Source organism: Mesorhizobium norvegicum (genome assembly GCF_004919685.1).
Lineage (GTDB): Bacteria > Pseudomonadota > Alphaproteobacteria > Rhizobiales > Rhizobiaceae > Mesorhizobium > Mesorhizobium norvegicum.
Genome location: NZ_SMYZ01000168.1, coordinates 1 through 1,461, shown reverse-complemented (window position 1 = coordinate 1,461; position 1,461 = coordinate 1). Strand labels below are relative to the sequence as shown.

1 protein-coding gene is annotated in these 1,461 nt (G+C 66.2%); it reads left to right on the top strand.

Going from position 1 to position 1,461, the window contains the following annotated elements; translation table 11 throughout:
• Positions 1 to 111: 111 nt before the first annotated feature.
• On the top strand, positions 112 to 1,263 hold the full coding sequence (locus tag FCU66_RS40325; protein WP_136621666.1) for a KamA family radical SAM protein: 1,152 nt from the start codon (positions 112 to 114) through the stop codon (positions 1,261 to 1,263).
• Positions 1,264 to 1,461 lie beyond the last annotated feature (198 nt).

The following is a 1,461-nucleotide window of genomic DNA, read 5'->3' as shown; positions in this document are numbered from 1 at the left end:
AGGGGGGTGTGAAGGATCGCGGCGCTGACAATCTGCGGCAAAGCAAGTGGTTGACCTCACCAGCCATCCGCCCGATAGGTCCGCCCCAAGCATACCACCCGAGAAACTCCGATGCCTTCAGACACCAACCTCCACCCCGTACGCGCCCAGGACCCCGACACCGCCTGGCAGGCGGACGTCCGCGCCGGCGTGCGCCATGTGCGCGATCTCGCGTCCCTGCCGCTGTCGCCGGCCGAGCGCGCGGCGGCTCAAAGCGCGGCCGCGAACCACAAGGTGCGCGTTCCCAAAGCCTATCTCGACCTGATCGACTGGAACGACCCCGCCGATCCGATCCGGGCGCAGGTCATTCCGTCGCCGGATGAACTGGTGGAAGCGGACGGCGAGCTCGACGACCCGATCGCCGACCATGACTTCAGCCCGGTGCCGCGGCTGACGCATCGCCATACCGACCGGGTGCTGTTGTTCCCGACCTATCAATGCGCGGTCTATTGCCGGTTCTGCTTCCGCAAGGAATCGCTGACCGCGATCGGCCGCGGCTATACGCGCGAGGCGCTGGAGCCGACGCTGGCCTATATCGCCGATCACCCCGAAATCCGCGAGGTGATCCTGACCGGCGGCGATCCGCTGTCGCTGCCCGACAAGGCACTTGCCGAAATCTTCGCGCGCATCGAAGCGATCCCGCATGTGCGCCTGCTGCGCATCCACACGCGCGTGCCCGTAGCGCTGCCGTCGCGCATCACGTCTGGGCTGGTCGAGGCCTTGCAGGGCCGGCTGATGGTGACAATCGTCACCCATTTCAACCACGCGCGCGAAATCACCGACGCCACCGAAGCCGCCTGCCGTACGCTGCGCCATGCGGGTTTCGTGCTGCTCAACCAGAGCGTTCTGCTCAAGGGCGTCAACGACACGGTCGAGGTGCTGGAAGAACTCTGCCGCGAGCTGATGTACCGCCTCGGCGTCAAACCCTATTACCTGCACCATGGCGACCTCGCGCGCGGTATGGCGCACAGGCGCACGACGATTGCGCAGGGACAGGCGCTGGTCGGTGCGCTGCGCGCGCGCCTGTCGGGCATCTGCAACCCGGTCTATGTGCTCGACCTGCCGGAAGGTGGCGGCAAGGTGCCGATCGGGCCTTGCCATGTCGAGGGAAGGGACGGGGAGAGCTGGCGGCTGCGCGGGCTCGATGGCGAGGTGCGGGAGTATACGGAGATCATTGGCGCGCAGGAGGAACAGTCTTCGAAGATGCCGACTGCCGGCTCGTGACGCCGGATGCTTTCCACCGGATAATCCTACTGCGTCATAGCGACCGTTCATAATGGCCAGCGTCTGCGCCGCCCCTCACCTGCCTGCCGGCATCCTCTCCCCGTATAGTGACGGGGAGAGGGGCGCTGTCATCGGCGATTTCGCCAATCTCCAGCGTTGCGGGAAGAATGCCGGCGTCGCGGCCAGTGTCCAGCCGAT

Coding starts and splice junctions, on each gene's coding strand:
- FCU66_RS40325 (WP_136621666.1), top strand. CDS start 112: ATGCCTTCAGACACCAACCTCCACCCCGTACGCGCCCAGGACCCCGAC.